We start from the raw sequence: 8,776 nt of genomic DNA on the forward strand, positions 1-8,776 counted from the left end.
TTCCGCAACAGCCTGAGCGGCGAAACTGGGGAATTTTACTTCGGCACTTTTGGGGAAAATTCGAGCGGCATTGACAGATTGGGAGGGCCGGCGCCAGGTTCTGGGCGTGGAGCTGGCCAACCGGGAGAGCCATTCGAGCTGGCGCGACTTCGTGACGGGGCTCAAGAATCGCGGGCTCGCCGGCGTCGAGTTCGTCGTCTCCGACGACCATCCGGGGCTCAGGGCGGCAATCCGCGAAGTGCTGCCCGAGGCGGTCTGGCAGCGCTGCTACGTGCACTTCCTCAGAAACGCGCTCGACTACGTGCCGCGCAAGGTCGACGACGATTGCCTGATGGAGCTCAGATGGTTCTACGACCGGCGCGACCTTGCCGAGGTCAAACGCGACCTGGCGCAGTGGATCGCCAAATGGCAGGCCAAATACCCGAAGCTGGTCAACTGGGTGGAAGATAACATCGAGGAGACGCTGAGCTTCTATCGGCTGCCGCTAGCTCACCACAAGCACATGAAGTCGACGAACATGCTGGAGCGGCTGAACCAGGAGATCAAGCGGCGCACCCTGGTCGTTCGCATCTTCCCCAACCCGCGGAGTTGTCTGCGGCTGGTTCGGGCATTGGCGGTGGAGATCCACGAGAACTGGCTCGAGGCGACCCGCTATCTCAACATGGATCATCTGCGCGAGCACAAGAAGGAGAGCCTGAGGGCCTTGGCCGCCTGAGCACCGTCATGTGTCCGCCGCTCCGCGAAACACGGGAGCTGCGCGGCGGCCACGCCGACGTCACCGCAATGCCACGCCATTTTGCAGAACTTGACGCACACAACTCTTACCGGAACCCCTCTGGCCTAACTCGCCGCTCCGATGGGAGCATCTCGACATCCCTGCCTACCATCTGTGGGAGGAAACGCAGTTGCTCGATGCCACGGTTTCGCGCCTGTCCGCCCACCGTTGATCATACCTGCCGTATATCCGGGCGCTTTAATGGATTCTGCGCCCACCCGCGAAAAACGCAGGCTTTCTGCATAAAAAGAGGAATTTTGCGCTGACCAGTGCGAACTGCTCCGCTAATATCATTGTCAGGGCCAGAGAAGCGCCTGCAAGGACAGACGAACGAGCACTCTGGATCTAGGTCACCCCCCGCTCTCGGCTGAGCGCTCTAAAGAGCACGGCTAACACGTTGAGCGCGACTACGGGGGGTGAACCGTACCTTGAAAAAAAACAAAGGGGAATCGCATGTTTACACTATCAAGGCGTCAGTTTGCCAAAACCGCGGCGTCAGCCGCGCTACTTTCCACTGCTGGCCTGTTCGGAAATAGGCGTGCTGTAGCTACTGAAGCGATCACGTCAGTTGAATGGGGTGGCAAATATCTTGAGGTGATAAAAACCCTAGCCGCAAAGCAGTCGGATGTGGACATCAACTGGCAGATCCACGCTGGCGGTGCTATGGTCATCATGTCGAAGATCAAGGCTACGTGGCCTAACGCCGGCATAGACCTTCTTACCGGTTGGGATCCTTCTTTCCAAATGATTGCCGCGGAGGGATGGGCAGAACCAGTCACTTTGGAAAAGGTCCCGAACCTTGCCGACGTGCCGCAAAAGCTGCTCATAAAGGATGCTGCAGGAAACATTGTAAACATCCCACGCGCGGTCGGGTCCGCCTTTTGGGTATACCGTGAAGACACGACACCTTTCCAGATAACCAAAGTAGAAGATTTTCTGGATCCTCGGCTGAAAGGAAAGATTTGTTGGAGTGTGCCATCTCTCGGCTCCAATCTCAATATGGTTATGCTCGCGTTGCATAAAGGGGGCGACGAGAAGAACCTTGAGCCAGCTTGGGACTTCATGAAAGAGCTCGCGCGTAGCGGCAACATTGGGCGCGTGGCCAATTCTGACCAGGACGTGACAACCTCCATTAGTACCGGCGAAACCAGCATAATTTTTGCAACGTCCTACGCCTCGATCGACCTTTCGCGCAACTTCAAGCTGAAATATCTAAACAAAATGAATGCGGCAAGTGGGTTCCGAACGTTCGTCTACCATGAAGGTTGGAGTGTGCTGAAGGGCGGGAACACGAAAGCTGCTTTCAAATTCGCAAATTTTGTGCTCAGCCCGGAAAACGATGCCTACTTCGCTCAGCAATCCGGCTCAGGGCTGCCCGCAAATGTCAAATCAAAGATAGCTGCAGAGATGGCACCATTCATGCTGACAAATGAAGACATGGAGCGTTCCGTCTACATCCCGGACTGGTCTTATCTTTCGACGCAGTCAAGTGCCTGGATGCAGCGCTGGGAGCAGGAAATCGTGCCACTCCTATAGCGATTTTGTCGAACGTAGTGCATCTACCGCATCCGAGCGTTGATCTCAGCGAGATCACCGCTCGGATTTCAACACTGCCACATGATCGGTTGCTCCGGAGTTCTGCGAACCATGCACATTCGCAAAGCATGGCAAAGCAACCGAGGTGCAGGAGCCTAAGCGTGGGAAACGGCACATTGAATGAATAAGCAAACAACAAATCAGGTCCTGCTGCTCCTGCCTGCCATAGCCGTATACAGCCTTCTGTTCGGTCTTCCAATCGGAATGGCACTTGCGGAAAGCTTTAAGCAATTCTCACCTGGTCGTATCGGATCCATAGAGGGCGCAGCGTTTACTTTCGAGAACTACGCTGAGCTTGCTCGTCCGGTTTATGCGAGGTACGTGATACAAACATACGCTCTATCGTTTGCAGCTGCTACAATAGCAGTCCTAATTTCGTTTCCGATAACGTATGTGATTACTCGACATTTTTCGCCTACGTCCAGAAAAGTAGCGCTCTCTATCGCCGTTGGTATGCTCTTCTTCAGTAGCTTAGTCAGAATCTATGCCATTCAGTTGACTTTTGGTACTGGTGGACTTGTGGACCCTATCACGTCAGCCTTGGGATTAAGCACGAGCAATGGCTGGTATATTAATTTCCTTATTATTGCCGGGCTATGCCACTACGAAATTCCGACCGGTGTAATAATGCTGTTTGGCACGGTGAATAACCTGAACCCTCGGCTGCATGAAGCGGCTCAATCCTTAGGTGCCTCAGCCTGTGCGTCGCATTTCACTATTACCATTCCTCTATGTGTCCGTGGAATAGTAGGGGTTTTTCTAGTCTTACTAACGCAAGGCATAAGCGCGTTCGCTGTGCCATGGATACTTGGCAAGGGACGCGTCTTGTTTGTCTCGAACCTCATCTATAGCCGGTTCAGCGAATCCGCAAATTTCCCGAGCGGGTCAGCGATCTCCATAATGATGATTATTCTCTCAGTGCTACTGATCTTCGTGCTGGCACGGTTCGCTGCTAGACTGGATAAGACATGAAAAACGTTATAAAGCGCTTTGCAGACGGGACACTCGCTCTTTATGTCGTCGCCGTCACATTGGTGACGACTGTTTTCCTTTTTCTTCCAGTTTTTATCACCATACTGATGGCGTTCGACGCGCGAGATTACCTAGGCCCATTTCCACCGCCGGGTTTTTCGCTGCAGTGGTTCTACCGACTTTGGCACAATGATTACCTGTTGAAGGGACTCTATACGAGCATTCAAGTCGCTGCGTCTGCGACCGTGCTTGCGACTTGCGTCGGAACACTGGCTGCACTGGCGCTGAGCCGAATGAATCGCTCGCGAGACCTTATCGCTTCTATATTCCTGTCTCCACTTGTAATGCCAGGAGTGGTGATGGGCTTCGCTATGCTTATGTTTTTCTCAGCATTCCAGCTGATGTCTCCTTTCACCCGGCTTGCGGCCGGCCATCTGATAATAGCGATTCCGTACGCTATTCGATTGACGTTAATTGGTCTGATGGGGATAAATGAAAGTCTCCGTGAGGCAGCACTGGGCCTCGGCGCGAATGAACGCCAAGCCTTTTTCACGGTGACGTTGCCTTTGGCTAAGAATAGCATAGCCGCTGGCGCGATCTTTGCGTTCGCTTTTTCCATGGATGATCTAGCGATTAGCCTTTTCCTAAGCGACTATAAAACCTACACACTCCCCGTTGCGCTCGTTGGGCTTATGAGGGCGAGCTTCGATCTCACTATAGCGGCGACGGCTGTCGTTCTTGTAGCACTGACGCTTGTTCTGCTGTTCACGCTTGATCGCGTGATTGGTTTGGAGCGAGCTATTGGTCAAGATATCCATAAGGCGTGATTAGATGATAGCTCTCGAACTCGAAAACATCATTAAAAAGTATGGGGCATTTACCGCTGTCGATGGGGTAAGCGTGCGTGTTGAAAAAGGGGCCATAATTTCGCTTCTGGGCCCCAGCGGGTGTGGAAAGTCAACTACACTCAGGATCATAGCCGGTTTCATAAGGCAGGACGCAGGTGCAGTTAAGATTGCAGGCGGCGACGTCGGGGCGTTGCGACCCTACGAACGGAACGTTGGGCTTGTATTCCAAGATTACGCCCTGTTCCCACATATGACGGTTGCGCAGAATGTGGCATATGGTATGCGTTATCGGGGGATCCCTCCTGCAGAAATACCGGCGCGCGTCACGAAAATGCTGTCGCTGGTGCGGCTAAGTGCCATGGAGTCAAGGTATCCGCGTCAACTAAGCGGCGGGCAGCAACAGCGTGTAGCCCTGGCGCGGGCGCTAGCGACCGATCCTCAAATAGTATTGTTGGATGAGCCATTATCGGCGTTGGACGCTAAGTTGCGTCTCGAGCTTCGCCTAGAATTAAGAGAAATCCTGCGATCGGTAGGAGCGACGACCGTAGTGGTAACACATGATCAGGAGGAGGCTCTTAGCCTGGGTGACGAAGTCGTCGTAATGCGTGAGGGAAAGATCGTTCAGAGAGGTTCTCCCTCTGCGATCTACCAGACGCCCGCGGATAAATTCGTTGCTGAGTTTGTTGGCAGGTCCAACTGGCTCCTAGGGCAAAGGGGCGGCGAGTCAATTAATGGTTGCATCACCTACGTTACCGCGGGTGGTACCGAACTGCGCTCACGATCCCCCGTAGTCAAAGATAATGCTAACTTATGTATACGGCCAGAAAACATTGAGCTACTGGAATCCTCTGCAGCTCCTCCCGGTGATCCAGAACAGAATTTCCTCCGGGGAGTAGTTTTCGATGTAGCTCCCCTTGGTCCCGATGTGCACGTCGTGGTCGAACTCCCTGAGAAAAGTCGCTTGTTAGTGATTCAAAAGAATGTCGGGACGATGTCAGGATTGATTGTAGGTCACCCCGTATATGTGAAGTTTGCAGCCGCCAACGTCCTCACCTTCTAGTGTTTCGTTAGTCCAAAAAGTAACCGACCAATCGTCAAGGTTAGCTCGCTTCGGTTCCAATGTAAGGAGAATATCCAATGCCTTCGGAAGACAGATACTCGACCATTCATGTGAAGCAGTCATTTCCCCCGGTGGGAAGCGAGCCCGTCATCGGATTAATTCTCACATCTAATGACTATATTACTGAGTTAGAACTACACAGAATGTTGAGGGATGGCAGCATAGCACTCTCTTCTACGAGAATCAAGCACGAGGAGCCGAGTTCACCTGACGAGGCGATTGAGGTTCTGCGTCGTCATGTTTTCGAGATAGCCCAGGCTGGCGAGTTGTTCGATCCTCCTGGGGCTGTAAATGTGTTTGCCTATGCCTGCACCTCTGGATCCGCCATCATTTCGCAAGAAAAGTTGGAGAGTGAGTTGCAGCAAACGCGGCCGGGGTCGTCCTTAACTTCTCCCATGACGGGAGCGTTGCGCGCCTTCGAAAAACTTGGGATCAAACGCGTTGCAATGCTCACACCGTATATCGAGGAGGAGGTTGCAGTTGTCGCTGATTGCATCGAAAATCATGGTTTCAAAGTATGTGCGTCTGCCTCATTCAACCTGATAAGCGAAACCGGCATCGCCGCGGTCTCTCCGGAGAGCATCCTCGAAGCAGGCCGCTCATTCAAAAAGTCCGATGCGGAAGCACTGTTTATTTCTTGCACCCTTCTTCGAACTTCGAGCGTGATTGATCGCTTGGAGGCATGCTTGGGAGTACCAGTGATTACCGCTCATCAGGCAATGCTATGGGACTCGTTGAGGCTCGCGGGTTATAAGAAGCCTGTTGTGGGACACGGTCAGCTCCTGGCTTCACCAGCCTTGAGGTAAGTGCGCGCCCTAGATGCTGCGTCTAAACCCGACTCGGTCTCACTCATTGACTGCTCAGGTCGGTGCTTTCTGAAGCCGAATCCGCTGCGCAGCACCGCATCACGTCGCAGGTTAATGGTCGTTTCAGGTTAGGGTCCAGACTCGATCAGATCAGCAACGAAGACCTCATATCAACTGTAAGCGCCCGGTCATGACCCGGGGCTCTTACCGGCCATCGTTTTGACTGCTGCCGCGATTGGCTTTGTGCTCGTGGAGTAGGCATGGATGGCCGGGCCGGCACGGGTATGGGATGCGGCGTTGAGCTAGCTGATGGAAGCCGCCTTGGTTTCCCGCTGCTGCGACCGATGCCCAGGCGGTCCGAAGACCTTTCCGGCGTGACATCGCCAAAGTGTCGGATGCCGACTGGCCTGCAAGCGGCTAACGTCAACAATGCCGAGTTCGTGGCGGCCGGAATGATCGGTGACATTTCGAGAGAGGGATGGAAATGGCTAGCGCAGAAGTGATCAAGAATTACATCGATGGGAAGTGGCGGGATTCTTCGTCCGGCAGGCGGATCGAGGTTGATGACCCGTCAAATGGCGAGACAATTGCCGTCGTAGCAGAAGCAGGACCTGAAGAGGTTGAACTCGCTGTTGCTGCCGCGAACCGAGTTTTTCGCGACCGCGTTCTGATAGACATGCATCCCTATGATCGTGGGCGCATGCTGTTTCGCGTTGCCGACGTACTCGAATCGCGCAGCGACGAGATCGCAACCGTTAACTGCATCGAGACGGGGAAGGCGTTGAATTTCGCCCGTGACGAAGTTCGTACCGCCGTCAGATACCTGCGGTACTATGGTGGCTTGGCCGATAAGCTTGAAGGTCGCTCGATCCCGCGCGGAGCCAACCTTATCGACTACACTGTCAGAAGTCCGTTCGGCGTGTCCGCCCAGATCGTCCCGTGGAATGGCCCGCTGGAACTGACGGCCCGTTCGCTGGCTTGCGCCATCGCAACCGGCAACTCCGTGGTGGTGAAGTCACCAGAGCTGGCTCCCTTGTGCGGAATTGAAATCGCACGTGCCTGCGAGACCGCCGGGCTGCCGCATGGAACGGTCAACGTGCTCACCGGTTATGGCCAAACGGCAGGCCAGGCGCTGATAGAACATCCCGACGTTCGCCACATAGTCTTCACGGGATCGCTGGCTACCGGGCGAAGGGTCCTCAGGGCCGCATCGGAGCGTATCGTGCCCTGCATTATGGAGCTGGGCGGAAAGTCGGCTGCAGTTGTGTATTCCGATGCCGATCTCGATGCGGTTGTGGAAGCGGTGCCTATTGGAACCTTCTCGAATGCTGGCCAAAATTGCAACGGCCTAACACGTTTGCTTGTAGATCGTACTATTGCAGACGAACTCCTGCAAAAGTTAAAGGTCCGCGTCGAAGGACTGTCAATCGGTCCAGGACGCGAAAACTGCGACCTCACCCCGATGATCTCTCAAAAGCAGCGACAGGGAATCGAGCAGGCCTGCCAGACGGCTATATCCCAGGGCGCACGGCTCGTAACTGGTGGAACTACACTTTCCGAGCGGAGCGGCTATTTCATGGCGGCGACGGTGTTTGCCGACGTTGCGCGAGACAGTAGTCTGTTCCAGAAAGAAGTATTCGGTCCTGTTCTTGCCGTCACTACCTTCGATGATCCAGCAATGGCAGTCGAGTTGGCGAACGACACTGATCAAGGCTTGGCAGCGGGCGTCTTTACGCAGAATCTCGATCAGGCCCTTTGGACCGCCGATCGCCTATGGGCGGGCCAAATATACGTCAATGGATGGTACGTCGGCGGCGTCGAAACGCCGTTCGGTGGAGTAAAACAGTCCGGCTACGGCAGGGAGAAGGGTCAGGAAGCACTGGACGGCTACGTCCAGACGAGAAACGTGGGCATCCGGATCTCGCAGCCATCGTCGGTGTGAGGCAGCAGCAGGGCATGACTTAATCGATAATTGTATGTGGCGGCTCTTCCGGATGCGTTCTCGGGTGGCCGTAACGAGATTGATTTCGTCCGTTAAGGGGGTCAGACCAAGAGCTGCTCAAAATCGATGGGATGGAAGGCTCCCGCTCCGCCGGTGCTAGGTTGGCATCGGTTAGGATGGGCAAACCGGGAGCGTTCGAATGGAAGAGATTTCTACCGGTGGCATCGACCGTAAGTGATGCGCCAAGGCACCTTGCATGTTCCAATGTCATGGCCCGAAAACCCCATGTTCATCGGCCTGTTGCAAGGTGCCTTGGCGCATCGCTTACGGTAGTGCGGCAGGGGTCGGCCGTCCCCGGTGCGCAATTCCTCGAGGCGTTCTCGGCGGTGTGGCGCTCCGATGCAGAACCTGGCCCATAGCGCATCCTTTGATTCGGACGACAAGCACTACTTTGGCAGTTTAGGTTTGATGGCGTCTGCGAGCAGCTTCTCACAGTGAGGACATCTGCGGGGTGGCGGCCTCGTGAATAGGTCAAGAATGGTGTCAAGCGAAGTGAGGATTTGACCCCTGGGGCGAAACGAAGAACTGACCCCGTCATTGTTTTGCGGTTTCGTTGGTGTCGGGCGGGGGGGGGGGGGGGGGGGGGGGGGAGGGGCGGGCGGCAGGGGCCAGTGGGTCGGCGGGAGGGCAGGGCGGGGGGGGGGGGGGGGGCGGGGG

At 55.0% G+C, this 8,776-nt stretch carries 6 protein-coding genes and 1 pseudogene; all 7 read left to right on the forward strand.

Translation table 11 applies throughout. From position 1 onward, the window contains the following. Positions 1 to 76: 76 nt before the first annotated feature. Positions 77 to 715, forward strand: a pseudogene (locus NKH12_RS29050) (IS256 family transposase); the annotation flags it as partial. Between the two features lie 513 nt (positions 716 to 1,228). Further along, positions 1,229 to 2,311: an ABC transporter substrate-binding protein gene (locus tag NKH12_RS29055; protein ID WP_352956277.1), complete on the forward strand. Its 1,083-nt coding sequence runs from the start codon at positions 1,229 to 1,231 to the stop codon at positions 2,309 to 2,311. Between the two features lie 180 nt (positions 2,312 to 2,491). Then, positions 2,492 to 3,343: an ABC transporter permease gene (locus NKH12_RS29060; RefSeq protein ID WP_352956278.1), complete on the forward strand. Its 852-nt coding sequence runs from the start codon at positions 2,492 to 2,494 to the stop codon at positions 3,341 to 3,343. After that, positions 3,340 to 4,170 carry an ABC transporter permease gene (locus NKH12_RS29065; RefSeq protein WP_352956279.1) on the forward strand — a complete coding sequence of 277 codons (831 nt, stop codon included), beginning with the start codon at positions 3,340 to 3,342 and terminating at the stop codon, positions 4,168 to 4,170. Before NKH12_RS29060 ends, NKH12_RS29065 begins: the two co-directional genes overlap by 4 nt. Positions 4,171 to 4,174: 4 nt before the next feature. After that, entirely contained in the window at positions 4,175 to 5,251 is a 1,077-nt protein-coding gene (locus tag NKH12_RS29070) for an ABC transporter ATP-binding protein (RefSeq protein ID WP_352956280.1), read from the forward strand. Positions 5,252 to 5,328: 77 nt separating this feature from the next. Beyond that, complete coding sequence (locus NKH12_RS29075) at positions 5,329 to 6,117, forward strand: maleate cis-trans isomerase family protein (RefSeq protein WP_352956281.1); 789 nt, start codon at positions 5,329 to 5,331, stop codon at positions 6,115 to 6,117. A 484-nt stretch (positions 6,118 to 6,601) separates the two neighbouring features. Next, a complete protein-coding gene (locus tag NKH12_RS29080; RefSeq protein WP_352956282.1) occupies positions 6,602 to 8,059 on the forward strand; it encodes an aldehyde dehydrogenase family protein in 1,458 nt (485 codons plus the stop codon). Positions 8,060 to 8,776 lie beyond the last annotated feature (717 nt).

Source organism: Mesorhizobium sp. M1322 (assembly GCF_040318085.1).
Lineage (GTDB): Bacteria > Pseudomonadota > Alphaproteobacteria > Rhizobiales > Rhizobiaceae > Mesorhizobium.